This is a genomic window from Streptomyces sp. NPDC054842, from assembly GCF_053611025.1.
Genome location: NZ_JBSGZN010000008.1, coordinates 140909 through 166888 on the forward strand (window position 1 = coordinate 140909; position 25980 = coordinate 166888).

The 25980-nt window shown below is 72.5% G+C and carries 20 protein-coding genes and 1 pseudogene; 10 read left to right on the top strand and 11 right to left on the bottom strand.

Annotated elements, in window-relative coordinates; genetic code table 11:
- Positions 1–9 precede the first annotated feature (9 nt).
- Genes ACWGIS_RS08995 through ACWGIS_RS09010 form a run of 4 tightly spaced genes read right to left on the bottom strand, consistent with a single transcriptional unit; the run spans position 10 to position 4409 of the window.
- Positions 10–672: a GTP-binding protein gene (locus ACWGIS_RS08995; RefSeq protein WP_453361714.1), complete on the bottom strand. Its 663-nt coding sequence runs from the start codon at positions 670–672 to the stop codon at positions 10–12.
- On the bottom strand, positions 653–1051 hold the full coding sequence (locus tag ACWGIS_RS09000; RefSeq protein WP_453361715.1) for a DUF742 domain-containing protein: 399 nt from the start codon (positions 1049–1051) through the stop codon (positions 653–655). Before ACWGIS_RS09000 ends, ACWGIS_RS08995 begins: the two co-directional genes overlap by 20 nt.
- Positions 1048–1551, bottom strand: coding sequence for a roadblock/LC7 domain-containing protein (locus ACWGIS_RS09005; protein ID WP_453361716.1), 504 nt, complete (start codon positions 1549–1551; stop codon positions 1048–1050). The genes ACWGIS_RS09000 and ACWGIS_RS09005 overlap by 4 nt, the downstream gene beginning before the upstream one ends.
- Positions 1548–4409 carry a nitrate- and nitrite sensing domain-containing protein gene (locus tag ACWGIS_RS09010; protein WP_453361717.1) on the bottom strand — a complete coding sequence of 954 codons (2862 nt, stop codon included), beginning with the start codon at positions 4407–4409 and terminating at the stop codon, positions 1548–1550. Before ACWGIS_RS09010 ends, ACWGIS_RS09005 begins: the two co-directional genes overlap by 4 nt.
- Before the next feature lie 370 nt (positions 4410–4779).
- Between ACWGIS_RS09010 and ACWGIS_RS09015 the strand changes: the two genes are divergently transcribed.
- Positions 4780–5568 carry a protein phosphatase 2C domain-containing protein gene (locus tag ACWGIS_RS09015; RefSeq protein ID WP_453361718.1) on the top strand — a complete coding sequence of 263 codons (789 nt, stop codon included), beginning with the start codon at positions 4780–4782 and terminating at the stop codon, positions 5566–5568.
- Between the two features lie 382 nt (positions 5569–5950).
- Here the strand turns inward: ACWGIS_RS09015 and ACWGIS_RS09020 are convergent, their stop codons facing one another.
- Positions 5951–6445 (bottom strand): MarR family winged helix-turn-helix transcriptional regulator, encoded by a 495-nt coding sequence (locus tag ACWGIS_RS09020; protein ID WP_453361719.1) that lies wholly within the window; start codon positions 6443–6445, stop codon positions 5951–5953.
- Between the two features lie 291 nt (positions 6446–6736).
- On the opposite strand from ACWGIS_RS09020, the gene ACWGIS_RS09025 reads away from it, so the two are divergent.
- The gene (locus ACWGIS_RS09025; RefSeq protein ID WP_453361720.1) at positions 6737–7576 is read left to right on the top strand and encodes a lysozyme; all 840 of its coding nucleotides are present in this window, start codon (positions 6737–6739) and stop codon (positions 7574–7576) included.
- 104 nt (positions 7577–7680) lie between these two features.
- Here ACWGIS_RS09025 and lon read toward each other — a convergent pair whose 3' ends face one another.
- Positions 7681–10116: an endopeptidase La gene (gene lon / locus ACWGIS_RS09030; RefSeq protein WP_453361721.1), complete on the bottom strand. Its 2436-nt coding sequence runs from the start codon at positions 10114–10116 to the stop codon at positions 7681–7683.
- Positions 10117–10268: 152 nt separating this feature from the next.
- On the opposite strand from lon, the gene ACWGIS_RS09035 reads away from it, so the two are divergent.
- From ACWGIS_RS09035 to ACWGIS_RS09060, 6 genes are all read left to right on the top strand, one after another.
- On the top strand, positions 10269–11072 hold the full coding sequence (locus ACWGIS_RS09035; RefSeq protein ID WP_453361722.1) for a GNAT family N-acetyltransferase: 804 nt from the start codon (positions 10269–10271) through the stop codon (positions 11070–11072).
- Positions 11073–11115: 43 nt separating this feature from the next.
- Positions 11116–11793 carry a spermidine synthase gene (locus ACWGIS_RS09040; RefSeq protein ID WP_453361723.1) on the top strand — a complete coding sequence of 226 codons (678 nt, stop codon included), beginning with the start codon at positions 11116–11118 and terminating at the stop codon, positions 11791–11793.
- A gap of 112 nt (positions 11794–11905) precedes the next feature.
- Positions 11906–12643: a response regulator transcription factor gene (locus ACWGIS_RS09045; RefSeq protein WP_054236710.1), complete on the top strand. Its 738-nt coding sequence runs from the start codon at positions 11906–11908 to the stop codon at positions 12641–12643.
- Positions 12644–12682: 39 nt separating this feature from the next.
- Positions 12683–13783: a HAMP domain-containing sensor histidine kinase gene (locus tag ACWGIS_RS09050; protein WP_355785386.1), complete on the top strand. Its 1101-nt coding sequence runs from the start codon at positions 12683–12685 to the stop codon at positions 13781–13783.
- A 280-nt stretch (positions 13784–14063) separates the two neighbouring features.
- Positions 14064–17879: a multifunctional oxoglutarate decarboxylase/oxoglutarate dehydrogenase thiamine pyrophosphate-binding subunit/dihydrolipoyllysine-residue succinyltransferase subunit gene (locus ACWGIS_RS09055; protein ID WP_453361724.1), complete on the top strand. Its 3816-nt coding sequence runs from the start codon at positions 14064–14066 to the stop codon at positions 17877–17879.
- A gap of 168 nt (positions 17880–18047) precedes the next feature.
- Positions 18048–18230 carry a DUF6104 family protein gene (locus ACWGIS_RS09060; protein WP_005312030.1) on the top strand — a complete coding sequence of 61 codons (183 nt, stop codon included), beginning with the start codon at positions 18048–18050 and terminating at the stop codon, positions 18228–18230.
- 507 nt (positions 18231–18737) lie between these two features.
- Here ACWGIS_RS09060 and ACWGIS_RS09065 read toward each other — a convergent pair.
- Positions 18738–19340: pseudogene (locus ACWGIS_RS09065) on the bottom strand (hypothetical protein); the annotation flags it as partial.
- A 178-nt stretch (positions 19341–19518) separates the two neighbouring features.
- Here ACWGIS_RS09065 and ACWGIS_RS09070 point away from each other — a divergent pair.
- Positions 19519–20373: a DUF4097 family beta strand repeat-containing protein gene (locus tag ACWGIS_RS09070; RefSeq protein ID WP_453361725.1), complete on the top strand. Its 855-nt coding sequence runs from the start codon at positions 19519–19521 to the stop codon at positions 20371–20373.
- A gap of 1 nt (position 20374) precedes the next feature.
- Positions 20375–21457, top strand: a complete 1083-nt coding sequence (locus ACWGIS_RS09075; RefSeq protein ID WP_453361726.1) for a helix-turn-helix transcriptional regulator — start codon at positions 20375–20377, stop codon at positions 21455–21457.
- A 549-nt stretch (positions 21458–22006) separates the two neighbouring features.
- Here the strand turns inward: ACWGIS_RS09075 and ACWGIS_RS09080 are convergent.
- The 4 genes from ACWGIS_RS09080 to ACWGIS_RS09095 form a co-directional block, all read right to left on the bottom strand.
- Complete coding sequence (locus ACWGIS_RS09080; protein WP_453361727.1) at positions 22007–22567, bottom strand: Clp protease N-terminal domain-containing protein; 561 nt, start codon at positions 22565–22567, stop codon at positions 22007–22009.
- Positions 22567–22776, bottom strand: coding sequence for a helix-turn-helix domain-containing protein (locus ACWGIS_RS09085; RefSeq protein ID WP_010984411.1), 210 nt, complete (start codon positions 22774–22776; stop codon positions 22567–22569). Before ACWGIS_RS09085 ends, ACWGIS_RS09080 begins: the two co-directional genes overlap by 1 nt.
- Before the next feature lie 132 nt (positions 22777–22908).
- A complete protein-coding gene (locus ACWGIS_RS09090; RefSeq protein WP_453361728.1) occupies positions 22909–23874 on the bottom strand; it encodes a zinc-binding dehydrogenase in 966 nt (321 codons plus the stop codon).
- Between the two features lie 465 nt (positions 23875–24339).
- Positions 24340–25563 carry an NAD(P)-dependent malic enzyme gene (locus tag ACWGIS_RS09095; RefSeq protein WP_453361729.1) on the bottom strand — a complete coding sequence of 408 codons (1224 nt, stop codon included), beginning with the start codon at positions 25561–25563 and terminating at the stop codon, positions 24340–24342.
- Between the last annotated feature and the right edge of the window lie 417 nt (positions 25564–25980).

The following is a 25980-nucleotide window of genomic DNA, read 5'->3' on the forward strand; positions in this document are numbered from 1 at the left end:
GCGTACTACTTATTCGGGTGTGACGTCGAGAGCGTGGCCGACCAGGGCCAGCAGGGTCTCCACGACCGAGATCCGGCGCCGGGCGTCCATGATCATGACGGGTATGTGCGGGGACACCGTGAGGGCCTCGCGCACGTCCTCCGGATCGAAGCGCTCGCTGCCGTCGAAGTGGTTGACCGCGACGACGTACGGCAGTCCGCAGCTCTCGAAGTAGTCGAGCGCGGGGAAGCAGTCCGTCAGGCGGCGGGTGTCGGCGAGGACCACCGCGCCGATCGCCCCGCGCACCAGGTCGTCCCACATGAACCAGAAGCGCTGCTGTCCGGGCGTGCCGAAGAGGTAGAGCACCAGGTCGTCGTCGAGCGTGATCCGCCCGAAGTCCATGGCGACGGTGGTGGTCAGCTTCTCCGGCGTCGCGCTGAGGTCGTCGGTGTCCTCGCTGGCCTCCGTCATCAGCGCCTCCGTCTGGAGGGGCGTGATCTCGGAGACCGCGGTGACCAGGGTGGTCTTGCCGGCGCCGAAGCCGCCCGCCACCACGATCTTCGTGGCGATCGGGGCGCGCGTCCGGTCGGTCTGCCAGGCCCGCAGCTCCTCCTCGGGCTCGGCGAGGCGGAAGACGTCGTGCTCGACGTCCGCGGAGACACCTGTGGTGGCGTCAGAGACGGCGGAGTCCACTCAGCACCCTTTCCAGCAGTGCGCGGTCCGGCTGTCCCGGGCCGTGACCGGTTCCGTACACACGGATCTTTCCCTGGTCCGCCAGGTCGCTCAGCAGCACGCGGACCACGCCGAGCGGCATCTTCAGCAGCGCGGCGATCTCGGCCACCGTACGCATCCGGCGGCAGAGTTCGACGATGGCCCGCATCTCGGGCATCACCCGGTTGGCGAGCGAGCCGTTGGTCAGTTCCCGGCGCTCCTCGGGTGCCTCCAGGGCCGCCACGAACGTCTCGACGAGCAGCACGTGCCCGAAGCGGGTACGGCCGCCGGTGAGCGAGTAGGGGCGCACCCGGGCGGGTTTGCGGTCGCCGCCGCGGACGGGGAGTTTGGAAGTGCTCATCGGGCGCTCCCCACCGACTCGGTCTCCAGCGATCTGCGGAGTTCGCTGCGGAGTTCGGGGGTCAGGACGTGTCCCGCGCGGCCGACGAAGAGCGCCATGTGGTACGCCACGACGCTCATGTCGCAGTCCGGGGAGCCGTGCACGCCGAGCAGCGAGCCGTCGCTGATCGACATGACGAAGAGGCTGCCCTCGTCCATGGCGACCATCGTCTGCTTCACCCCGCCGCCGTCCATCAGCTTGGCGGCGCCGATGGTCAGGCTGCCGATGCCGGAGACGATGGTGGCGAGGTCGGCGGCGGACCCCTTGGGCCCGGAGGCCGTCTGCTCGGCCGCCGTCCGTGCCTCCGCGTTCCTCCCGGGGTCGGAGGAGAGCAGCAGCAGGCCGTCGGAGGAGACGACCGCGACCGACAGCAGCCCCGGCACCTCCTCGACGAGGTTCGTCAGCAGCCAGTGCAGGTTGCGGGCCTCACTGCTCAGTCCGAAGGTACTGGGCGCGGTCAACTGCTTGCCTCCTCGACTGTGCCCCCGGTGGCTGGTACGTCCTGTGCCGCGGGTACGGCGTCCGCCTCGGGCGCCCTGGTCTGCGACGTCTCCTCGGCGATCTCCGCCTCGACGTCGCGGCGGCCTTCCTGCGCGCCGCGGTGGAAACCGCCGAGCCTGCGGCGCAGGGCCTCGGCGTCGACACCTCCGGTGCGCTGCCGGGGAGCCGCCGCGGGTGCCGAGATCTTCGGCGTGCGCTTGGGCAGGCCCTTGGCGGTGACCCGCTGCGGTTCGTCCTCGGCCCGCTCGTGGGCGTCGGGGCCGATGGCGTAGGGGTCGGCGGTGGTCCGGGCGGGGAGCACGGCGTCCGTGGGGGGTGCGGAGCCGGCCTCGGTGGTGGTCTCGGGCTCCGCCGCGGGGGCGGAGGCGGGGGGCTCGTCCGCCGGGGGTTCCGGGGCGAGCAGTTCCATGGTCGTCTCGGCGGGCCGTTCGGCCTCAGGGACGGGGGCGTCCTCGTGCGCGTCCTCGTCCGCGGTGGCGTCGGCTCCGGTCTCGGGCGCGGTCTCGCCGGGCGCGGCCTGGTTGCGTACCGCTTCCTCGGCCGCGGCTATGAGCGGGTCGCCGGACGCGGGGGTCCCGGCCGGACCGTCGGGGGCGGTCGTCGCGGACGGCGAGGGCACCGACCGGCCGCGCAGCACGTTGGAGTTGGCCTCGGCGTCGACTCCCGGCAGGGAGAGCGCGGGGGCGCCTCCGGGGACCGGTGCGGACGCGGGCGCGGCGACGGTGGCGGGTGCGGCGGCCAGCAGGGCGCGGGGCAGGACGACGACGGCGGCGACCCCGCCCTGCTTCTGCTCGCGCAGCTGCACGCGGAGGCCGTGGCGGTGCGCGAGGCGGGCGACCACGTACAGGCCGAGCCCGAGTCCCTCGCCGCTCTCCTCGTCGTAGGCGTCGTCCGGGTCGAAGTCGGCGAGCCGCGCGTTGAGCTGGCTCATCCGCTCCGTGGTCATGCCGATGCCCTCGTCCTGCACGGAGAGCATCACCTCGCCGCTCTCCAGGAGCCACCCGGAGACCTCGACGGCCATGTCGGGCGGCGAGAAGGAGGTGGCGTTCTCCAGCAGTTCGGCGAGCAGGTGGCTGATGTCGTCGGCGGCGAAGCCCGCCAGGTGGGCGTGCGGCGGCAGCGCGGCGATCCGGACCCGCTCGTACCGCTCGATCTCGCTGACGGCGGCCCGTACGACGTCGACCAGCGGGACCGGGCCCGCGTGCTGCTGGATGTGCTCGGCGCCGGCGAGGACCAGCAGGTTCTCGCTGTGCCGCCGCATCACGGTGGCGAAGTGGTCGAGCTTGAAGAGGGTGGACAGGCGCTCGGGGTCCTGCTCGCGCTCTTCAAGGTTCTCGATGACGGCGAGCTGCCGCTCCACGAGGCCGAGGGTGCGCAGCGCCAGGTTGACGAAGGTGCCGTGGATGCTGTGCCGCACCTGCTCCAGGTGGGCGGTGGCCGCGGCGAGTTCGGTGCGCAGCCGGTCGCGTTCGTCGGCCATCGTCTGGCGCTGCCCGATGAGGTGCTTGCGGTCGGCCTCCAGGGTGGCCTGCCGTTCGTGCAGCGCGGCGGCGTGCGCGCGCAGCGCGTTGACGGACCGGACGACTTGGGCGAACTCGTCGTTGCGGCCGGTGAACTTGACCGGTTCCTCGCCGGCCGGGTCGGCGGCGACCCGGGCGGAGCCGATCCTCAGGACGGCCAGCGGGCGGGTCAGGGTGCGGGCCATCGCGGTGGCGACGCCGACGGCGACCAGGAGCAGCGCGCCGAGGAGGGCGACCCGCAGTTCGAGTCCGGTGACGTCGTCGTCGCGCAGCTTCGCGAGGTCCTTGGTGCGGCGGTCGTTGAGGGAGGCCTCGACGCCGCGCATCAGCTCGACGCGGGCGGAGAGCGACGCGTCGAGCTTCTTGACGGCGGTGCCGAGTTCGCCGTCGGAGAGCGTCGGCTGGTCGGTGAGGCCGGCCAGGTACTTGTCGGCCGCGGTGACGTCCGGCCCGTTGACCGTCGCGTCGTACGAGGCGCGCGCGGACTTGGGCGCGGTCTCGCGGAAGTCGGCGAGGGCGGCGTCGGAGCGCAGGCGGGCCTGCTGGGCGGCGGCGGTGAGCGCGTTCCGCTGCTTGGTGTCGGCGTCCGACGAGCTCTCGGTGGTGGTCGGCAGTCCGGTCACCGGGTCGATGGAGGTCCGCTCGGAGCGCGGGACGCTGAGTGCCGCGAGGAGCAGTCCGCGGGCGGCGGCGGCCTGCTGGACGGCGGTGTCGAGTTCGGCGAGGGAGTACGCGCCGGAGCCCGCGCGGGGCGGCATCAGCTCCGCCAGTTCCTCGACCAGGCCGTGCAGTTCGGTGATGGCCGCGGAGTACGCCTGGTGGGCTTCGAGGGCGGTGCTCTTGCCGGTGAGCGCGGCCCGGCGCACGGTGGCGACCGTGTCGAGGTCCTCGCGCAGCCCGGCGGGGGCGTCGGTGTCGGCGCGCAGCTCCTCGACCTGCCGGTCCACCCGGGCGCTGCGCTGCTCGGAGGGCGCCTTGGTCTTGGGGCGTCCGGCGGCGATGTACGAGGTGACCTCGTCCCGCTCGTCGGCCAGCGAGTGCGCGAGGGTGAGCGCCTCCTGCGTCTGCCGGGCGAGCGTCACCAGGTCCTGGGAGTCGCTCAGCCGGCCGGAGGCGGCGAGGACGGTCGGGGCGCCCGCTCCCGCGATGGCCGCCGCGACGACGGCCACGGCGACGATGAGCCGGTTGCGTACGTGGGCGGGACGGCCCCTGCCCGCGGAGTCGGCGGCGGCGTCGCCGGTCGCACCCTCCTTGGAGGCCGTCTGCTTGCCTGTGCGCCGAGGCCGCATTTTCTGCACCGGTGCTCGCATTCCTGACTCGTGTACCCATGGGCCCGGGTGACGTTCCGTCAACTGGGGCGTCCGCCGCCCGGTACGGCTCCCGACCCTCCCAGTGCCGGTGGGCAGTGGTCCCGCATCGTCCGAGCCGCCACCCGAAGGAGTGAACATCGGCGAGGAGTTGGCGGGCAAGTTCCCTTGGCGCGTGCCGCGGCCTCGCGCGGCGGGCCGGTTGGACGTCGGCGGCGGGCTTTGGCAGTATTCGCCGCCGCGCTCCGCCGGAGTCGATCATTACGTGCCAAACCCGGCGCCGGGGCCGCGGAGGAGCGCCGTCCGGTGGGCGCAGGCGGCCTCGGGCCGCCCGTGTGAAGGGCTCGTGCAGACTGGCCGGATGCGCACCGAACTCGTCACGCGGCCGGGCGACCCGGGCCGCCCCAATGAGGACTTCGTCGCGGTCGGGCTTCCGGCCTCAGGACAGGGCGGCGCCCTGGTCGTACTGGACGGGGTGACGCCCCCGGCGGGCGACGCCGGGTGCCGGCATTCGGTCCCCTGGTTCACCGCGCGGCTGGGCGGGGCGCTGACCGAACTATCCGTTTCGCAACCGGATGTGACGCTGTCGGAGGTGCTGGCGGAGGCGATCCGCCGGACGGCCGCGGCCCACGCGGACACGTGTGACCTTTCTCACCCGCGCACGCCCCAGGCAACCGTCGTCCTCGCACGCTGGTCCGCTCACACGGTCGACCACCTGGTCCTCTCGGACTCGGCGCTGCTGCTCCAGGCCCCGACCGGAGAGGTGACCGCGGTGCTGGACGACCGCCTGTCGCGCATCCCGATGGCGTCCCTGGCGACGGACGCCGTCGCGGACGCCACGGTGCGCAACAAGGAGGGCGGCTTCTTCACCGCGGCCGCGGACTTCGCGGTCGCCCGGCGTGCGGTGACGGGCACGGTGCCCCGGGCGGACGTGCGCGCCCTGGCCGCCCTGACCGACGGCGCGGCCCGCTGGACGGAGAGGTTTCACCAGGGCGACTGGGCCGACCTGTTCACCCTCGTCCGCAAGGAGGGCGCCGAGTCCCTGGTCGAGCGGACGCGGGCGCTGGAGAGGGCGGACGCGGTGCGGCGGACGCACCTGCGCCGCAGCAAGACGCACGACGACGCGACGGTGGCGTACGTGGAGCTGTAGGCGGTGCCGGGCGGGCGGAGCGGGACGCCGGAACCCAACGGGCGCGGAGCCGAGCCGCGTTGAGCCGGGGCCCGCCGGACGGGCGTAGGGCCCGCAGCGACTCGCCAGTCGGACGGGCTGCGTCGACCCGCGGAAGCCGCCGGTCGGTCAGCGGGCCCGACAGACCCGCCGTTCGGCCGGTCGGCGTCGAGCCGCAGAACCCGCCGTCCGGCGCAGAGAGCCGCAAGACCCCCCGCCGGTCCGGCACATCCAGCCGCAAGACCCTCCGCCCGTCGGGCGCAGAGAACCGCGAGGCCCTCCGCCCGTCGGTCCCCAGGGCCGCCGGGCCCGCGGTGCTCGGGCGAGGAGCCGTCGAAAGGGCCGGCCGGGATTGCGGAGGCGGCTACTCGCCTTCCACGCGCTGGTTCAACTGATGCAGCAACCGGGCCAGTTCGGCGACCTCACGCGGGTCCCAGCCCGCGAGCTGGCGTACGTACCGGGCCCGGCGCGCCTCGCGGACCGCCCGGAAGCGCACCCGGCCCTCCTCGGTGAGGTGGACGAGCCAGGCGCGGCCGTCCGCCGGGTCGGGCTCGCGGGCCACCAGGCCGATCTCCTCCAGGGCGCGCAGCTGGCGCGACATGGTGGCCTTGCCGACGCCGATGTACGCGGCGAGTTCGGTGGCCCGCTGCCGGCCGCACTCCTCCAGCCGGACGAGGAGCCCGTACGCGGAGGACTCCAGATCGGGGTGGACCTCCCGGGCCATCTCCCCGGAGGAGGCGCGGGCGCGCCGCAGGAAGACGGTCAACTCCCTTTCCAGCGCGGGGAATTCCTGGTCCACACCTGTTCCCGACGCCGTGGACCCGACGCGGGGCCCGTCCTCGTTCCCGTGCTCGTGCACGTCAGCACCCCTGACCCGGTTTCCCGATCCTGAAAGTTTCCGCCAAAAGTGGCCGTTGCCGCAGCTCCGTCAGTATTTCGCAGGAGTAGACCAACGGCAGCCTCCGGACCCCCTTCCCACCCGTACTTCTACGTGCGTAGCTTCTTCAGCAGGCAACCACTGGCATGCCCACGCCATTGACCGGTCACGACGGCCGGCTCTCCCCTCCAGCGCGTGCGGCTGCCCCGGTTCTCCCCCGCTTTCCCCCCACCGAGCGTCACCGCGCACCACCGAACCCCTCGGAGGCACGCCATGCCCGTGCTCAGACGCGAGACCACCCGCCCGTCGCGCTCCCCCCGGCGCCTGCCCACGGCGGGGATCCTGCTCGCCGCCCTCTCCCTCCTGCTGACCCTTCCGGCGTCCCTGGCCCAGGCCGCCGGCACACCCGCCCGGGGCTCCGCCCACATGGGCATGGGCGTCCTCGCGCACGACGGCCGGGACGGGACGCCGTCCACCGGTGACGCCACGCAGACGGAGGGCGTCGACGTCAGCAGCCACCAGGGCAACGTCGCCTGGTCGACCCTGTGGAACAGCGGGGTCAGGTGGGCCTACGTGAAGGCGACGGAGGGGACGTACTACACGAGCCCCTACTTCGCCCAGCAGTACAACGGCTCCTACAACGTCGGCATGGTGCGCGGGTCGTACCACTTCGCGACCCCCGACACCACGGGCGGCGCCACCCAGGCGAACTACTTCGTGGACCACGGAGGCGGCTGGTCGCGTGACGGCCGGACGCTGCCGGGCGCCCTCGACATCGAGTGGAACCCGTACGGCGCGGCCTGCTACGGCAAGACGCAGAGCGGGATGGTCACCTGGATCCGGGACTTCCTGAACCAGTACAAGGCGCGCACCGGCCGCGACGCCGTCATCTACACGGCCACCACCTGGTGGACCCAGTGCACCGGCAACTACGGCGGATTCGCCGCGGCCAGCCCGCTGTGGATCGCCCGCTACGCCGCCGACCCGGGCACGCTGCCGGCCGGCTGGGGCTTCTACACGATGTGGCAGTACACGTCCTCTGGCCCGACGGTCGGCGACCACGACAAGTTCAACGGCGCCCTCGACCGCGTGGTCGCCCTCGCCAACGGCTGACGCCGCCGTACGGGCGCGCCCGCCCGGGCGGCGGGTCCCCGCACCGCGGCACGGAAAGGCCCGGACCCCTCGGGGCCCGGGCCTTCCTCGACCGGCGGCGTCCGTCACGCCGCCACCGGTACCTCCGCCCCCGCGGTGCTGGTCGCCGGGGCGAGAGCCAGTTCCAGGACCTGGCGGACGTCCGTGACGGCGTGGACGTCGAGCTTCTCCAGGACCTCGGCCGGGACGTCGTCCAGGTCGGCCTCGTTGCGCTTCGGGATGATCACGGTGGTCACCCCGGCCCGGTGGGCGGCCAGCAGCTTCTGCTTGACGCCGCCGATGGGCAGCACCCGGCCGGTCAGGGACACCTCGCCGGTCATCGCCACGTCCGTGCGGACCAGGCGGCCGCTGAGCAGCGACGCCAGGGCCGTCGTCATGGTGACGCCCGCGCTCGGTCCGTCCTTGGGCACGGCGCCCGCCGGGAAGTGGATGTGCACACCCCGGTCCTTCAGGTCGCCGACCGGCAGCTCCAGCTCGGCCCCGCGCGAGCGCAGGAAGCTGAGCGCGATCTGCGCGGACTCCTTCATCACGTCACCGAGCTGGCCGGTCAGGGTCAGCCCCGCCGCGCCCGTCTCCGGGTCGGCCAGCGACGCCTCCACGTAGAGGACGTCACCGCCGGCGCCGGTGACCGCGAGTCCGGTGGCGACACCGGGCACCGCCGTCCGCCGCTCCGCCGGGTCCTGCGCGGACTCGGGCACGTGGTGCGGCCGTCCGATCAGCGCGCGCAGGTCGGCGTCGGTGACCGTGAACGGCAGCTCCCGCTCGCCCAGTTCGTGCTGGGCCGCCACCTTGCGCAGCAGCCGGGCCACCGACCGCTCCAGGTTCCGGACGCCGGCCTCGCGGGTGTACTCGCCGGCGAGCTTGCGCAGCGCGCTCTCGTCGAGCGTGACCTCGTCCTTCTCAAGACCGGCCCGCTCCAGCTGGCGCGGGAGCAGGTGGTCGCGGGCGATGACGACCTTCTCGTCCTCGGTGTAGCCGTCCAGGCGGACCAGCTCCATGCGGTCGAGCAGCGCCTCCGGGATGGCTTCGAGCACGTTGGCCGTGGCCAGGAAGACCACGTCGGAGAGGTCGAGCTCGACCTCCAGGTAGTGGTCGCGGAAGGTGTGGTTCTGCGCCGGGTCGAGCACTTCGAGCAGGGCCGCGGCCGGGTCGCCGCGGAAGTCGGAGCCGACCTTGTCGATCTCGTCGAGCAGCACGACCGGGTTCATCGACCCGGCCTCCTTGATGGCGCGGACGATCCGGCCGGGCAGCGCGCCGACGTACGTACGGCGGTGGCCGCGGATCTCGGCCTCGTCCCGCACGCCGCCGAGGGCGACCCGGACGAACTTGCGGCCCATGGCGTGCGCGACCGACTCGCCGAGCGAGGTCTTGCCGACTCCGGGCGGTCCGACGAGCGCCAGCACGGCACCGCCGCGCCGCCCGCCGACCACGCCGAGGCCCCGGTCGCTGCGCCGCTTGCGCACCGCCAGGTACTCGGTGATGCGCTCCTTCACGTCCTGGAGTCCCGCGTGCTCGGCGTCCAGCACGCGCTGGGCGCCCTGGATGTCGTACGCGGAGGCGCTGTCGTCGGTGCGCTCGTTCCACGGCAGTTCGAGCACCGTGTCGAGCCAGGTGCGGATCCAGGAGCCCTCGGGCGACTGGTCGCTGGCGCGCTCCAGCTTCTCGACCTCCTTGAAAGCGGCCTCGCGGACGTTCTCGGGGAGATCGGCGGCCTCGACGCGCGCCCGGTAGTCGTCGGACTCCTCGCCGTCCTGGGCGTCGCCGTTCAGCTCGCGCAGTTCCTTGCGTACGGCTTCGAGCTGCCGGCGCAGCAGGAACTCGCGCTGCTGCTTGTCGACGCCTTCCTGGACGTCCTTGGCGATGGACTCGGCGACGTCCTGCTCGGCGAGGTGCTCGCGGAGCTGCTCGGTCGCGAGCTTCAGCCGGGCGACCGGGTCGGTCGTCTCCAGCAGCGCCACCTTCTGTTCCGTGGACAGGAAGGGCGAGTAGCCGGAGTTGTCGGCGAGGGCGGAGACGTCGTCGATGGCCTGGACGCGGTCCACGACCTGCCAGGCGCCGCGCTTGCGCAGCCAGCTGGTGGCGAGGGCCTTGTACTCCTTGACCAGGTCCGTGACCTGGCCGGGCAGCGGGTCGGGCACGGTCTCGTCGATCCTCGTGCCCTCGACCCAGAGGGCGGCGCCGGGGCCGGTGGTCCCCGCGCCGATCTTCACGCGGGCACGGCCGCGGATCAGCGCGCCCGGGTCACCGTCGGCCAGGCGGCCGACCTGCTCGACGGTGCCGAGCACACCCGTGCCCGGGTACGACCCGTCGATGCGCGGGACGAGCAGCACCTTCGGCTTGCCGGGTTCGGACCGCGCGGCGGCCTGGGCGGCCTCCACGGCGGCGCGGACGTCGGTGTCGTTGAGGTCCAGCGGAACCACCATCCCGGGCAGCACGACCTCGTCGTCGAGCGGCAGCACGGGCAGGGCGAGCGGTGTGAACGCCGTGGACTCAGCAGCCATGATCTCCCCTTCGGCAGTCAAGTTGAGCTATGCCGACTCAATGCACATGAGCCGCCGATTGTTCCCCCGGCCGCGTTCGCTCTCAGCGATCACCGCTGTCGCCCTGGACGGCGGCCCGGGTACCGTCCTCACGTAATAGTCCACAAGGCTGAATGACCATTACGGGGGATGCGGTGACCGGGATCGTGCGGGCATGGGTGGACGGGTGGGTCGTCTCGCGCGGGGCGGCTCCGCCCGTGGTCGGTCCCTGGGGGTTCACGATCGACGTGGGACTGCCGGACCACGTGACCCGGCACGTCCTGGCGGCGACCGGGGACGCCGTCCGGGAGGCCGCCGTGCGCGAGGTCGCGGACGCGGTGACGGGGACCGGCGTGTGGCTCAAGGTCTTCGCGGAGCCGGCGGCCGTGGGGCCCTGGCTCGGCGACGGCTGGTGGGTGGACCCGGTGCCGGGTTTCCTCATGACCGCCCCGCTGACGGCCACCGGCCCGGCGGACGCGGGGCCGGGAAACCTCATGACCGCCCCACCGACGGCAGCCTGCCCGGCGGCGGACGCGGGGCCGGGAATCCTCATGACCGCCCCGCTGACGGCCACCGGCCCGGCGGCGGAAGCGGCGCCGTCGGACGGCGCCCACTCGCCGCCGGACGGCTACCGCCTGCGGACCTGGTCGCGCGGCGGCGTCGGGCACGCCCTCGTCCTGTCGGCGGACGGCTCCTGGGCCGCGCACGGACACGTCGCGCCGACCGGCGCCACCGCGGTCTTCGACCGGATCGAGACGGCCCCCGCGCACCGCCGCAGGGGCCTGGGCCGGCTGGTGATGCGCGCGCTCACCGGCCTGGCCGTCGCCGCGGGCGCCGGCACGGGAGTCCTGGCCGGCACACCGGACGGACGGGCGCTGTACGAGTCCCTGGGGTGGCGGGTGGACGCGCCGCTGACGAGCGCCCGGTTCACCGGGTGAAAATCGCCGGGGCCGCGGCGCCGGCGATGCCAGGATGGGCGCCATGACTGCCACGTACGACACCCCTGTGGTCATCGACCGCCGGGAGGGCCCGTACGGCGAGGTCGCGCTGCGGCGCCACGGAGGGCTGCTGCAGATCATCGCCAACGGCTGCTTCCTGATGGACACCTCCGACGGCCGCTCGGAGCGGCTGCTGGTCGACGCCGCGTACGGCGCCCTGGACGGGCGGGCGCGGCCCGGCGTGCTGATCGGCGGACTCGGCGTCGGCTTCTCGCTCACACACGCCGCCGCCGATCCCCGCTGGGGCCGCATCACGGTCGTGGAGCGGGAACCGGCCATCATCGGCTGGCACCGCTCGGGACCGCTGTCCGCGCTGTCCGCGGACGCCCTCGCCGACCCGCGGACCGCCGTCGTCGAGGCCGATCTCGTCGCGTACGTCAATGAGACATCCGACACGTACGACGCGCTGTGCCTGGACATCGACAACGGACCCGGCTGGACGGTCACCGAGGGCAACGACAGCCTGTACTCGCAGGCCGGACTGGCAAGCTGCGCAAGGGTGTTGAGCCCCGGCGGGGTGCTCGCGGTGTGGTCCGCGCAGCCCTCTCCGGAATTTGAAGGAACCTTGCGGAATGCCGGATTCCAACAGGTGCGTACCGAAGAGATCCCCGTTGCCCGGGGCGTTCCCGACGTGGTGCATCTCGCGGTAAGGCCTGGATAGCCGAGCCGTGGTGACTGCCCGTACTCTGCTTCCCTGACGCCGATCATTCAAGCGTCAAGCGCAGTCATGGGATCACCCCACGGATTCCGGAAAGCACACTCAGGGGCGGGCGATGGAGCAGACACACACCTCCCACAACGGCACGGCGGCGACGCCCGGCGCACAGCGCCGGGTGCTGGTGGTCGAGGACGACCCGACGATCGTCGACGCCATCGCGGCCCGCCTGCGAGCCGAGGGATTTCTCGTCCAGACCGCCGGTGACGGCCCGGCCGCCGTCGACACCGCCGAGGCCTGGCAGCCCGACCTGCTGATCCTCGACATCATGCTGCCCGGCTTCGACGGCCTGGAGGTCTGCCGCCGCGTACAGGCCCAGCGTCCGGTGCCGGTGCTGATGCTCACGGCCCGCGACGACGAGACGGACATGCTGGTCGGGCTCGGCGTCGGCGCCGACGACTACATGACGAAGCCGTTCTCGATGCGGGAACTGGCCGCCCGCGTGCACGTCCTGCTGCGCCGCGTGGAGCGTGCCGTGGTGGCCGCGTCCACGCCCCGCAGCGGCATCCTGCGGCTCGGCGAGCTGGAGATCGACCACGCGCAGCGCCGGGTCCGGGTCCGCTCGGAGGACGTGCACCTGACGCCCACCGAGTTCGACCTGCTGGTCTGCCTGGCGAACACCCCGCGCGCGGTGCTCTCCCGCGAGCAGCTGCTCGCCGAGGTCTGGGACTGGGCGGACGCCTCCGGGACGCGCACCGTCGACAGCCACATCAAGGCCCTGCGCCGGAAGATCGGCGCCGAGCGGATCCGTACGGTCCACGGTGTGGGCTACGCGCTGGAGACCCCGACTCCCTGAGCCGGGCCGCTGTTCGGGACCTCTGAGGGGGCGGATGTGATGACCGGGTCCGGGGGACGCAAGGGTGCGGGCCCCTGGGGAGGCGTGCGCCCCTTCTCCATCAAGACGAAACTCGGCACGCTGGTCGTGGTCTCCGTCTTCATCACCACCGGTCTGCTGATGATCGCGGTGCGCACCGAGACCGAGCTGCGCTTCATCACCGTCTTCTCGATGATCGCCACCCTCCTGATCACGCAGTTCGTGGCGCACTCGCTCACCGCCCCGCTGGACGAGATGAACACGGTCGCCCGGTCCATCTCGCACGGCGACTACACCCGCCGGGTGAGCGACGGCCGCCGCGACGAGCTGGGCGACCTGGCCCAGACGATCAACCTCATGGCGGACGAGCTGGAGGCCCAGGACCGCCAGCGCAAGGAACTCGTGGCGAACGTCTCGCACGAGCTGCGCACCCCCATCGCCGGCCTGCGCGCGGTCCTGGAGAACGTGGTGGACGGCGTCTCGGCCGCCGACCCCGAGACGATGCGCACGGCGCTCAAGCAGACGGAGCGCCTCGGCCGCCTGGTGGAGACCCTCCTCGACCTCTCCCGCCTCGACAACGGCGTGGTCCCGCTGAAGAAGCGGCGCTTCGAGGTCTGGCCCTACCTGTCGGGCGTGCTCAAGGAGGCCAACATGGTCGCCTCCGCGCGCGCGGGGATCGCCTCGGGCTCCGGCAGCCACACGCGCACGGACGTCCACCTGCACCTCGACGTGTCCCCGCCGGAGCTGACGGCGCACGCGGACCCGGAGCGGATCCACCAGGTCGTCGCCAACCTCATCGACAACGCCGTCAAGCACAGCCCGCCGCACGGCCGGGTGACGGTGAAGGCCCGCCGGGGCGCCTACCCGGAGTCGCTGGACCTGGAGGTCCTCGACGAGGGCCCGGGCATCCCGAAATCCGAGTGGCACCGCGTCTTCGAGCGGTTCAACCGCGGTGGCGTGCCCTCGCCGCACGGTCCCGGCAGCGACGGCGGCACGGGCCTCGGGCTCGCCATCGCCCGCTGGGCGGTCGATCTGCACGGGGGCCGGATCGGAGTGGCCGAAAGCCAACGCGGTTGCCGGATCCAGGTCACCCTTCCGGGCCTGCCTTCGATGCCGAGTTGACGTAGGGTTCGAAGCGGAGCCTCAAGATCCACCTCTGTCCGTCCTGACGGACACGTGTGAGCAGGCAGGGGCCCGCGCCCCCGGGGCGGCGCGGCCGGGCAGGCGTGCCCGCTCCGAAGCGGAACCACGCTTGTTTCCCGCCATTTCCAGCCCCGAAACACGCAATCTGATGTGACTTACACGACGATGACCAGCCCGGCCTGACCTTCTCGGCCAGGGAGGCGTAGCCTTTATTCCCGCTGTCCATCACCTTGTGAAGCGGAAGAGGGCGGTTGCCGCCGTGTCGCCACAGTCCCCCAGTAACTCGAGCATCTCGACCGACGACCAAGCCGGGAAGAACCCGGCCGCGGCCTTCGGTCCCAATGAGTGGCTCGTCGACGAGATCTATCAGCAGTACCTCCAGGACCCGAACTCGGTGGACCGAGCCTGGTGGGACTTCTTCGCCGATTACAAGCCGGGCGGCGCGACCGCCACGGCTGCGGCGGGTACTGCGGCCACGGGGGCCGCAGGCACCAGCACCCCGGCTCCGGCCGCTCCGGTGAAGACCGCGCCCGCTGCGCCCGCCGCTCCGGCCCAGGCCGCCCCGGCGCAGGCTCCGGCCGCCGCCCCGGCGGCCCCGGCCGCCGCTCCGGCGGCGCCGAAGCCCGCGGCCGCCGCGCCCGCTCCCGCGAAGGCCGCTCCGGCCGCCGCGAAGCCGAAGGCCGCCGAGCCCGCGGGCGAGGCCCCCGAGGGCCCCGAGTACGTGACCCTGCGCGGTCCCGCCGGTGCCGTCGCGAAGAACATGAACGCCTCGCTGGAACTGCCCACGGCCACGTCCGTGCGCGCCGTGCCGGTGAAGCTGCTCTTCGACAACCGCATCGTCATCAACAACCACCTGAAGCGCGCCCGGGGCGGGAAGATCTCCTTCACCCACCTCATCGGGTACGCGATGGTGCAGGCCATCAAGGCCATGCCGTCGATGAACTGGCACTACGCGGAAAAGGACGGGAAGCCCACCCTCGTCAAGCCGCCGCACGTCAACTTCGGCCTCGCCATCGACCTGGTGAAGCCCAACGGCGACCGCCAGCTGGTCGTCGCGGGCATCAAGAAGGCCGAGACGCTGAACTTCTTCGAGTTCTGGCAGGCCTACGAGGACATCGTCCGCCGGGCCCGTGACGGCAAGCTGACGATGGACGACTTCACCGGGGTCACCGTCTCGCTGACCAACCCCGGCGGCCTCGGCACCGTCCACTCCGTCCCGCGCCTGATGCCCGGACAGTCGGTCATCATGGGCGTCGGCTCGATGGACTACCCCGCAGAGTTCCAGGGCACCTCCCAGGACACCCTGAACAAGCTCGGCATCTCGAAGGTCATGACGCTCACGTCGACCTACGACCACCGGGTCATCCAGGGCGCCGCGTCCGGCGAGTTCCTGCGGATCGTCGCGAACCTGCTGCTCGGCGAGAACGGCTTCTTCGACGAGATCTTCGAGGCGCTGCGCATCCCCTACGAGCCGGTCCGCTGGCTCAAGGACATCGACGCCTCGCACGACGACGACGTCACCAAGGCGGCGCGCGTCTTCGAGCTGATCCACTCCTACCGGGTCCGCGGCCACGTCATGGCCGACACCGACCCGCTGGAGTACCGCCAGCGCAAGCACCCCGACCTGGACATCACCGAGCACGGGCTCACCCTCTGGGACCTGGAGCGCGAGTTCGCCGTCGGCGGCTTCGCGGGCAAGTCCCTGATGAAGCTGCGCGACATCCTCGGCGTCCTGCGCGACTCGTACTGCCGCACCACCGGCGTCGAGTTCATGCACATCCAGGACCCCAAGCAGCGCAAGTGGATCCAGGACCGCATCGAGCGCTCGCACACCAAGCCGGAGCGCGAGGAGCAGCTGCGCATCCTGCGCCGGCTGAACGCGGCGGAGGCGTTCGAGACCTTCCTGCAGACGAAGTACGTCGGCCAGAAGCGCTTCTCCCTGGAGGGCGGCGAGTCCGTCATCCCGCTGCTCGACGCCGTGCTCGACTCGGCCGCCGAGTCGCGCCTGGACGAGGTCGTCATCGGCATGGCCCACCGCGGCCGGCTGAACGTCCTCGCCAACATCGTCGGCAAGTCGTACGCGCAGATCTTCCGCGAGTTCGAGGGCAACCTCGACCCGAAGTCGATGCACGGCTCCGGCGACGTGAAGTACCACCTGGGCGCCGAGGGCACCTTCACCGGCCTCGACGGCGAGCAGATCAAGGTCTCGCTGGCGGCGAACCCCTCGCACCTGGAGGCGGTCGACCCGATCCTGGAGGGCATCGCCCGCGCCAAGCAGGACATCATCAACAAGGGCGGCACGGACTTCACGGTCCTGCCGGTCGCCCTGCACGGTGACGCGGCCTTCGCCGGCCAGGGCGTCGTGGCCGAGACGCTCAACATGTCCCAGCTGCGCGGCTACCGCACCGGCGGCACGGTGCACGTCGTCATCAACAACCAGGTCGGCTTCACCGCCGCCCCGGAGTCGTCGCGCTCCTCGATGTACGCCACCGACGTGGCCCGCATGATCGAGGCGCCGATCTTCCATGTGAACGGCGACGACCCCGAGGCCGTCGTCCGCGTCGCTCGCCTGGCCTTCGAGTTCCGCCAGGCGTTCAACAAGGACGTCGTCATCGACCTCATCTGCTACCGCCGCCGCGGTCACAACGAGTCGGACAACCCGGCGTTCACCCAGCCGCTGATGTACGACCTGATCGACAAGAAGCGCTCGGTGCGCAAGCTCTACACCGAGTCCCTCATCGGTCGCGGCGACATCACGCTGGAAGAGGCCGAGCAGGCGCTGCAGGACTACCAGGGCCAGCTGGAGAAGGTCTTCACGGAGGTCCGCGAGGCCACCTCGCAGCCGGGTGAGGCACCCGTCTCCGACCCGCAGGCCCAGTTCCCGGTCGCCGTGAACACCGCGGTCTCCGCGGAGGTCGTCAAGCGCATCGCCGAGTCCCAGGTCAACATCCCCGACCGGGTCACCGTCCACCCGCGCCTGCTGCCCCAGCTGCAGCGCCGCGCGTCGATGGTCGAGGACGGCACGATCGACTGGGGCATGGGCGAGACGCTCGCGATCGGCTCCCTGCTCCTGGAGGGCACCCCGGTGCGCCTCTCGGGCCAGGACTCCCGCCGCGGCACGTTCGGCCAGCGCCACGCGGTCCTCATCGACCGGGAGACCGGCGAGGACTACACGCCGCTGCTGTACCTGTCCGAGGACCAGGCCCGCTACAACGTCTACGACTCGCTGCTCAGCGAGTACGCGGCGATGGGCTTCGAGTACGGCTACTCGCTCGCGAGGCCGGAGTCCCTGGTCATGTGGGAGGCCCAGTTCGGCGACTTCGTCAACGGCGCCCAGACGGTCGTGGACGAGTTCATCTCCTCGGCGGAGCAGAAGTGGGGCCAGACGTCCGGCGTCACGCTGCTGCTGCCGCACGGCTACGAGGGCCAGGGCCCGGACCACTCGTCCGCCCGCCCGGAGCGCTTCCTCCAGCTGTGCGCGCAGAACAACATGACGGTCGCGATGCCGACCCTGCCGTCGAACTACTTCCACCTCCTGCGGTGGCAGGTGCACAACCCGCACCACAAGCCGCTGGTGGTCTTCACCCCGAAGTCGATGCTGCGCCTGAAGGCGGCGGCGTCGAAGGCGGAGGAGTTCACGACGGGCCAGTTCCGCCCGGTCATCGGCGACGCGTCCGCCGACCCGGCCGCGGTCCGCAAGGTGGTGTTCTGCGCCGGCAAGGTCTACTACGACCTGGAGGCCGAGCGCACCAAGCGGGGCGTCACGGACACGGCCATCATCCGCATCGAGCGCCTGTACCCGCTGCCGGGTGCCGAGCTCCAGGCGGAGATCGCCAAGTACCCGAACGCCGAGAAGTACCTGTGGGCCCAGGAGGAGCCGGCGAACCAGGGCGCGTGGCCCTTCATCGCCCTCAACCTGATCGACCACCTGGACCTGGCGGTCGGCGCGGACGTCCCGCACGGCGAGCGGCTGCGGCGCATCTCGCGTCCGCACTCGTCCTCCCCGGCGGTGGGTTCGGCCAAGCGCCACCAGGCCGAGCAGGAGCAGCTGGTGCGTGAGGTGTTCGAGGCCTGAGCCCCGGAGCACCGCCGAGCGAGCGAGGAGCCGGCCCCGTCGCCCCCACCGGGCGGCGGGGCCGGCTCCGTGGTCGGAGGCGGTACGGGACGCCGTACGGGTGCCGCCTAACCTGGAGGGGTACGACCCCCGGCCGGTCAGCGCCGGCCCAGCCCCAGGAGAGCATCCGTGTACTTCACCGACCGTGGCATCGAGGAACTGGAGAAGCGGCGCGGCGAGGAGGAGGTCACCTTCGAGTGGCTCGCCGAGCAGCTGCGCACGTTCGTCGACCTCAACCCGGACTTCGAGGTCCCGGTGGAGCGGCTCGCGACGTGGCTGGCGCGGCTGGACGACGAGGACGACGAGGAGTAGGACCGGCCCAGGCACGGACGGGAACCGCCGCCTTACGGGGGTGGCGGGACGTCACCCGTCGTCACGGAGGCGGTCGTACGCGAGACCGAGGGCGCCGTGGGCCAGCAGCAGGGCCCCGGAGGCGATCCAGCCGCCGCTGCGGCACCGGATCCCGTAGACGCCGAGGGCCAGCCCCACGGCCAGCTGCGCGGCCGCCAGGGCACGCACGGGCGGCCGGTGGCTTCCGGGCGCGGGACGGTGCCAGGCGTGCCCGGCGTGACCGTGCCGGGAGTGACCGGCCCGGACGGCCCGGAACGCGGGCTCCGCACCACCGTCCTCGGCGGTCCCGGCCTCCGCGGCCTCCGCACGGGCGTCCGTGACGGCCCCGGGCTCCGCGCCGCCGCCGTCGACGACCTCGGACTCCGTGAGGGCGTCCTCGACGGTCCCAGGCTGCTCACCCCCGTCGTCCACGGTCCCGGGGGTCGCCCCGGCGCCGTCAACGGTCCCGGGCTCCACCCCGGCGTCCTCGCGTCGGTCGGACCAGGTGATCGCGCGGGCGCCGGGCAGGGCACGGGCGTTCTCGCACAGGCGGTCGGCCGGGAGGCCGGGGGCCAGGCCGTCCGGCAGGGTCACCCCCGCGCGCATGAGGACGGCGAGCAGCCCGCGCAGGCGGGCCCGGGCGTCGGCCGCCGCGTCGGGGCGGGTCAGCCGCTCCAGTGCCTGCATGTCGAGGACGGGGTCGAGGCCGAGGCGCGCGGCGAAGGTGCGCATCGCCTCGTCCTGGCCCACCGGGGTGCCGTTCGCGAGCCATTCGTAGCCGACGGGACGGCGGAATCCCGAGGCCAGGCTGTAGCCGCTGCGGTCGGCGTCCCACCACAGGGCGAGCACCGGCCAGGGGGCGCCCACCGCGAGGGCGGCGGCCCAGCCGGTCAGGACCCGGTCGACCGGTTCGGCGCCGTCGGTCCAGGGCGTGCCCGCGGGCACCAGGACACTCCACTCGCCGCCCGCCGCGAGCAGCTCCATCCGCTCCCGCAGCAGCCGGGCGGCGGGCCCCACGGTGTCGGGCTCCGACCGGCAGAGCAGGAGGGCGCCGGCGGGCGGGGCCGCGGGCTCGTCGGGGGTGGTCGGCATGGTTCTACGGTAGGGCGACCCGCGCCCGAAATGCCCGTTTTATTACCTCCTGCCGCCGGTGACCCAGCGTCACGTTCACGGGAACGAGTGTCTTGACTTTCCGTTCCCGCGATATATCGTGTTCCGTGGAAGACGCGATATGGCGTGTCGTGTCCCATCCGGCCGAGGAGGTCGCATCATGTCCGAGTGGTCCGTCGCAGAGCCCGGAAAGCTGACGTTCGACGACCCCGTGACGACGCTCCACGTGCGCATCGTGAACGGAACGGTGAACGTCGTGGGCACCGACGAGGGTTCCGCCCGGCTGGAGGTCTCCGAGCTGGAGGGCCCTCCCCTGCTCGTGAGGCAGACGGACGGCACCTTGACCGTCGCCTATGAGGACCTCCCCTGGAAGGGCTTCCTCAAGTGGCTCGACCCGATGGGCTGGCGCCGCAGCGCGGTCGTCTCGCTGGCCGTCCCGGCGGGGACCCGGATCGAGGTGGGCGTCGTGGGCGCCGCCGCCGTGGTGTCCGGGACGGAGGGCCGGGTGGAGGTCAAGGGCGTCTCGGGCGACACGACCCTGGTCGGGGTGGCCGGCCCGGTCCGCGTGAGCACCGTCTCGGGGAATCTGGAGGCCCAGGCGGTCACGGGGGACCTGCGCTTCAACTCCGTCTCGGGCGATCTGACCGTCGTCGAGGGCTCCGGCTCCTGCGTGCGGGCCGAGTCCGTGAGCGGCTCGATGATCGTGGACCTCGACGCCACGGCCACCGCGACCGACGTCCAGCTGACGAACGTGTCGGGTGAGATCGCCGTCCGGCTGCCGCACCCGGCGGACGCCGAGGTGGAGGCCAACACCGCGAGCGGCACGGTCTCCAGCGCCTTCGAGGACCTGCGGGTCAGCGGGCACTGGGGCGCCAAGACGATCACCGGCAGGCTGGGCGCGGGCAACGGCAGGCTCAAGGCGACGACCGCCTCCGGCTCCATCGCCCTGCTGCGGCGGCCACCCGCGGAGGACGAGCCGCAGACTGACGGCACGACCGACAAGAAGGTGCTCTGAGATGCCTCCCGTCTTCGCTCACGGCCGCCTGCGGCTCTACCTGCTCAAGCTGCTGGACGAGGCCCCGCGCCACGGGTACGAGGTGATCCGCCTCCTGGAGGAGCGCTTCCAGGGGCTGTACGCCCCCTCGGCCGGCACCGTCTACCCCCGCCTCGCCAAGCTGGAGGCCGAGGGACTGGTCACCCACACCACCGAGGGCGGCCGCAAGGTGTACGCCATCACGGACGCGGGCCGCGCCGAACTGGCCGACCGCAGCGGTGAGCTGGCCGACCTGGAGCTGGAGATCCGCGAGTCGGTCGCAGAGCTCGCCGCCGAGATCCGGGCCGACGTGCGGGGCGCCGCGGGCGACCTGCGGCGCGAGATGCGGGCGGCGGCCCGGGAGGCCCGGCGCGGGTCCCCGGGGGACTCCGCGGCCGGCGAGCGGCACGGGCACGCGGGCGGCTTCGGAACCGCCGCCGGGTCCGGCGACTTCGGCGACAAGGAGTCGTGGCGGCTCGCGAAGGAGGAGATGCGGCGGGTCAAGCAGGAGTGGAAGGAGCAGGCCCGGCGCGCCAAGGACGAGAGCCGGCGCGCCCGCGACGAGGCCCAGCGGGCCAGGCGGCAGGCCAAGGAGGCCCAGGAGAAGGTCCGCGCCCAGGCCCAGGAGGAGATGCAGCGCATGGCCAAGCGGGTCCAGGACCAGGTGCAGGACCACTTCGCGCGCGGCGACTGGCCGACCGGGGTGCGCGAGGGCCTGAGCGAACTGGCCAAGGAGTTCGGCGACTTCGGCAAGGACTTCGGCAAGGGCCTCGGGAAGGACTTCGGCTTCGGCCGCCCCGGACCGACGCCCCCGCCCGGACCGGAGCCCGAGTACACGGTCACGCGCGAGGACTTCCCCGCCGGGTACGAGCCGTCCTGGGCCCACGAGGACTCCACCGGTGATCCGGCCCGCGACCTCGACCGCCTCCTGGACCGCTTCCGCGACGACATCCGCGACGCGGCCCGCGACCACGGAGTGACCGAGGAGCAACTGCGCGACGCCCGCCGCCACTTGTCGACGGCGGCGGCCCACATCGGCGCGGCCCTGCGCACCCCGAAGCCCTGAGCCCACGGGACGGGTGAGCCCAGGCTCCGGCTCACGGTGCCACCGGGTGACCCCGGTGCGCGAGCGTCAGCTGGCGACCGGGGGCCGCGGGAGGGTTACCCGGGGGCCGGGGCCACGAGGTGTCACCCGCGCCCGCGGGCCGGCACCGGGAGTCACCCGGCGGCACGGGTTCACGGAACGTCACCTGGCGACCCGGGCTCACCGGTTGTCACCGTCACCCCGGGCACACCGCGTCTCGCCGGCAATATCGGGGCCGGGCACGGGAGGTCCCCCAGAGCCCGGGTTTCGGGGCCCGGGTTTCGGGGCCCGGGGCTACGAACCCCGGGGCTACGAGGTGTCACCCGGCGACCTGGGACCGGCGTGGGACGCCACCCTGCCACCCTGCCCCACGAGGTGTCACCGGCAACCCGGGCCCACCGCAACTCCCCGGCGGTCCGGGCCCGGACGCGAGATGCCACCCGGCGACGAGGGCCGGGCACGGAGGGCCTCCCGGCGGCACGGGTTCACGAAACGGCGCCCGGCCACCCGCAGCGGCGTGACCGCAGGATGTCACCCCGCCTTCGCCGCTCCCCCGCCCCAGAGCACGCGCCGTACGCCGTCGTACGTCACCCCGTGGTCCGCGAGGACCTCGGCCGGGACGCCCGGGCGGGCCGTGAGGGCCAGGAGCAGGTGCTCGTCGCCGATGGTGCGGTCCCGGTGGGCGAGGGCGACCCGGAGGGACTCCGTGAGCAGGTCCTTGGCCCCGCGGGTGAAGGAGGGTCGGCCCGACCACCGGCCGCGGGTTCCGGAGCCGGCCAGGGCGCCGGGGCCGTGCGCCTCCTCGACGCGGGAGAGGATCTCGGTGAGGTCGATGCCGAGCCCGGAGAGAGCGTCGGCGTCGGCGCGGGTGAACCCTCCGCGGCGGCGGGCCTCGGCCAGGTCCCGGGCCACCGCGTCCCGGCGGTCGGCCAGCCCGAGGGACGTCAGGGCGAACGACCCGCGGCTGCCCTTCCGGTCGAGGAGGGCGAGCAGCATGTGCGCCTCCTCGACCCGCTTCTCCCCCGCCCGTTCACAGTGCTCGACGGCACCCGTGACCACGGCGCGGGCGTCCTTGGTGAATCGCTCGAACATCACTGCCTCCCGTACTTCTTGTGCACGGCCTGTCTGCTCACGCCGAGTTCCGCCGCGATCTCCTGCCACGACCAGCCCTGATTGCGCGCACTGCGCACCTGGACGGCTTCCAGCTGCTCCAGCAGCCTTCGCAGCGCGGAGACGGCCCGCAGGCCGATCCGCGGATCACGGTCACCCGCACGCTCGGCGAGATCCGTCGCTTCGGTCATGATGTCAACGTACGTTGACACACCCGGCATGTCAACCGTGGTTGACATGCCGGGTGCGGCGGAACGCGGGCGGACATGCCGACGGCGGGCCCGGAGATCCGGGCCCGCCGCGGGACAGAGCGGAGGCGGGCGTCAGCCCGTGGTCAGCACGATCTTGCCGAACTGGTCGCCCGACTCCATCCGCGCGAAGCCCTCGCGGGCCCGGTCGAGCGGAAGGACGTCGTCGATCACGGGCCGTACGCCGGTCGCGGCGCAGAAGGACAGCAGGTCCTCCAGCTCGTCCTTGGTGCCCATCGTGGAGCCGACGACCTTGAGTTCCAGGAAAAAGATCCGGGTCAGCTCCGCGTGGGAGGGACGGTCGCCGCTGGTGGCCCCCGAGATGACCACGGTGCCGCCGGGACGCAGCGACTTGACCGAGTGGGACCAGGTGGCGGCGCCGACCGTCTCGATCACGGCGTCCACCCGCTGCGGCAGCCGCGCGCCGGACTCCAGCGCCTCCACGGCGCCGAGCTCCACGGCGCGCTTGCGCTTGGCCTCGTCGCGGCTGGTGGCGAAGATGCGCAGCCCCGCGGCCTTGCCGAGCACGATCGCGGCCGTGGCGACACCGCCGCCGGCACCCTGCACGAGGACGGAGTCCCCGGGCCGTACGCCCGCGTTGGTGAAGAGCATGCGGTACGCCGTCAGCCAGGCCGTCGGCAGACAGGCGGCCTCCTCGAAGGAGAGCTCCTTGGGCTTGGGCAGCACGTTCCACGTCGGGACGGACACCTGTTCGGCGAAGGTGCCCTGATAGCGCTCGGTGAGGATGGAGCGCGGTTCGTCAGGTCCCACGCCGTGGCCGCTCTGGCCGATCACGGAGTGCAGGACGACCTCGTTGCCGTCCTCGTCGACGCCCGCGGCGTCGCAGCCGAGGATCATCGGCAGCTTGTCCTCGGACAGGCCGACTCCGCGCAGGGACCACAGGTCGTGGTGGTTGAGGGAAGCGGCCCTGACGTTCACGGTCGTCCAGCCGGGCCTCTGCTCGGGGGCCGGGCGCTCCCCCAACTCCAGGCCGTTCAGCGGCTGGTCACGGTCGATTCGGGCGGCGTAGGCAGCGAACATGACCATGACGATAGGCTCCGCCCCTCCCCGAAGGAACCACGTCCCTCTGTGACACGCGTCCCGAAACGCCACCGGTTCAGCCGTCCGGCGCCCGGCGTCCCGCGTCCGAGGACGAGCGCACCCGGAGAGCCCCGGGGGCCGATGTCAGCCCGTCCGGCATTCGAGTACGAGCGCACCCCAAGAGCCCCGGGGACTGCTTTCAGCCCGTCCGGCGTTTGAGGACGAGCGCGGAGCGCGACAGGGGGGTCCCGAGGGCGCAGCCCCCGGGGACGGGACGGGAGGGGGCGGAGGGGGCGAGGAACCACCCGCATGGACCACCGCCCAGGTAAAAAATCGCGGAGAAGTCGCGCACCGCCGGACCACGCGGCAGGGAGCACGTCAGGCGCCGTCGGCAACCCCCGCGGCGAAGAAGACGGCCCCGCCGGGACGAGTCCCGACGGGGCCACAGGCGACGCGACCGGCACGTCAGCGCCGAGCCACACCCTCCGCCCGAGCGGCAGCGGCAACCGCGGCGGTGACCGCAGGCGCCACCCGCTCGTCGAACGGCGAGGGGATCACGTAGTCCGCGGCGAGGTCGTCCCCGACCACCGCGGCCAGCGCCTCGGCCGCCGCGATCTTCATCGTCTCCGTGATCCGGGAGGCCCGGACCTGGAGCGCACCGGCGAAGATGCCCGGGAAGGCGAGCACGTTGTTGATCTGGTTCGGGAAGTCGGACCGGCCGGTCGCCACCACGGCCGCGTACTTGTGCGCGACCTCCGGGTGGACCTCGGGGTCCGGGTTGGCCATGGCGAAGACGAACGCGCCCTCCGCCATCGACGCCACCGCCGGCTCCGGCACCGTACCGCCGGAGACGCCGATGAAGACGTCGGCGCCCGCGAGCGCCGACTCCAGCGAACCGGAGATGCCGGCCTTGTTGGTGAGCTCGGCCAGTTCCCGCTTGACCGGGGTGAGGTCGTCCCGGTCCCGCGACACGATGCCCTTGCGGTCCGCGACCGCGACGTCGCCGAGCCCCGCCTCCAGCAGGAACTTGGCGATGGCGACCCCGGCCGCACCGGCGCCCGAGATCACCGCGCGCAGCTCACCGAGCGAGCGCCCGGTCAGCCGTGCCGCGTTGCGCAGGGCGGCGAGGGTGACGACGGCGGTGCCGTGCTGGTCGTCGTGGAAGACCGGGATGTCCAGGCGCTCCTGGAGCTTCCGCTCGATCTCGAAGCACCGGGGCGCCGAGATGTCCTCCAGGTTCACGCCGCCGAACGACGGCGCGAGCCGGACCACGGTCTCGACGATCTCGTCGACGCCCGTGCAGTCGAGGGCGATCGGCACGGCGTCGACCCCGCCGAACTGCTTGAAGAGGATGGCCTTGCCCTCCATGACGGGGAGCGAGGCCTCCGGACCGATGTCACCGAGTCCGAGCACGGCCGTGCCGTCGGTGACGACGGCGACGACGGACGACTTCCACGTGTAGTCGTGGACCAGTTCCGGCTGCTCGGCGATGGCGCTGCACACTTTCGCCACGCCGGGTGTGTACGCCAGGGACAGGTCGTCCTTGTCGCGGATGGGCACGGTGGCCTGCACGGCCATCTTGCCGCCACGGTGCAGCGCGAATGCCGGGTCGAAGGAATCGAGGGGCTCCGCCCCTCCCTCCTGATCCGTACTGCTGTCGCTGCGAGGATTGACGATCTCCGCTGCCACTTTGTTTTACCCCTTAAGTCTTCAAGGTTTGAGGGTGACCACTCCTGGTTGAGGCGTGGGCGGGCACCGCGCATGCCCTGCCGCCGTGGTTGCGTACGGGCGGATACGCGACGGGCGCGCCGCACACGCGCCCTGAGCCCCGGATGAGGGGTGTAAGGAACCTTCTTACCCGACGGACCAGGGCGGGGACGAGTCCATAGTGCGAAGGTCACACGCGCGTGACATGACTCATGCCCGGATATATGGACAAGTCCTCGCTTGGTCCTCAAGCCGCACAAGTGCGCAGAAGCGGTCGCTCGCAGTCAGCGGAGAACCGAAGATCTTCCGGCCGGAAGGGGGGATTCCCGCACAAGATCCGGTCCCGGTGGACCGGTGTGGGGTGGTTCGGGGGTGACCCGTTATCCGATTTTGACATAG